This window comes from Acidobacteriota bacterium, assembly GCA_028874215.1.
Classification (GTDB): Bacteria; Acidobacteriota; UBA6911; order RPQK01; family JAJDTT01; genus JAJDTT01.
This window is the reverse complement of record JAPPLF010000062.1, coordinates 2,081-2,990: the sequence shown is the minus strand read 5'-3', so window position 1 is coordinate 2,990 and position 910 is coordinate 2,081. Positions and strand designations below refer to the sequence as shown.

Sequence of the window (910 nt, the reverse complement as noted above, 5' to 3'; positions counted from 1 at the left end):
GACCTATCTGATTTATAATCAGTGAATTACGTCGATTCCATTCTGGAAGTTCAGACTAGTGAATCAGGCCGTGAGCGCGTTCAAGACGCATCTACCGGAATCGAGCCCGGTGAACCTTGTCACCGAGAAGGACAAGGTCGGTCGAGTCTACGTCTCCACGTATCCGACGATGATGGGACTGATCGACGAGACGGAGGGCAACGAGGCCCGGTTCAGCGTTGGGCATTTCGACCTCGTAATCATCGACGAGGCTCACCGCTCGGTCTACGAGAAATACGGAGCGATCTTCCGCTACTTCGACTCGCTGCTTGTCGGGCTGACCGCGACACCACGCGAGCAGGTGGATCGGAACACCTACGCACTCTTCGATTTGCAGCCGGGAGTTCCCACGGACGCCTATGAGTTGGAGACCGCCGTCGCCGACGGCTTCCTCGTGCCGCCTCGCGTGCAGCAGGTGGATCTGAAGTTTCCGCGCGAGGGCATCGACTACGACTCCCTGAGCGATCAGGAGAAAGAGCAGTGGGAGAGCCTCGACTGGGGCGATGACGTGGACCCCGACGCTCTTCCGGACAGGGTCAACGCGTCCGCAATCAACAACTGGCTTTTCAATAAGGACACGGTGGACAAGGCGCTCCGGCACCTCATGGAACATGGCCACAGGGTCGATGGCGGTGACCGGCTGGCCAAAACGATCTTGTTCGCCCGCAATCACGAACACGCAGAGTTCGTCGAGAAACGGTTCAACCGGCACTACCCGCAGCACGCGGGACACTTTGCCCGTGTTATCGACCACTACGCGAGGTACGCGCAGAGCCTCATCGACGACTTCTCGCAGAAGAACAAGGCTCCGCATCTTGCAATCTCGGTGGACATGCTGGACACCGGCATCGACGTGCCTGAGGTGGCGAAC

1 protein-coding gene is annotated in these 910 nt (G+C 58.9%); it reads left to right on the top strand.

Going from position 1 to position 910, the window contains the following annotated elements:
• Positions 1 to 109: 109 nt before the first annotated feature.
• Positions 110 to 910, top strand: an 801-nt coding sequence (locus OXT71_11930) for a DEAD/DEAH box helicase family protein (protein ID MDE2927098.1), incomplete at its 3' end; no start/stop codon positions are given.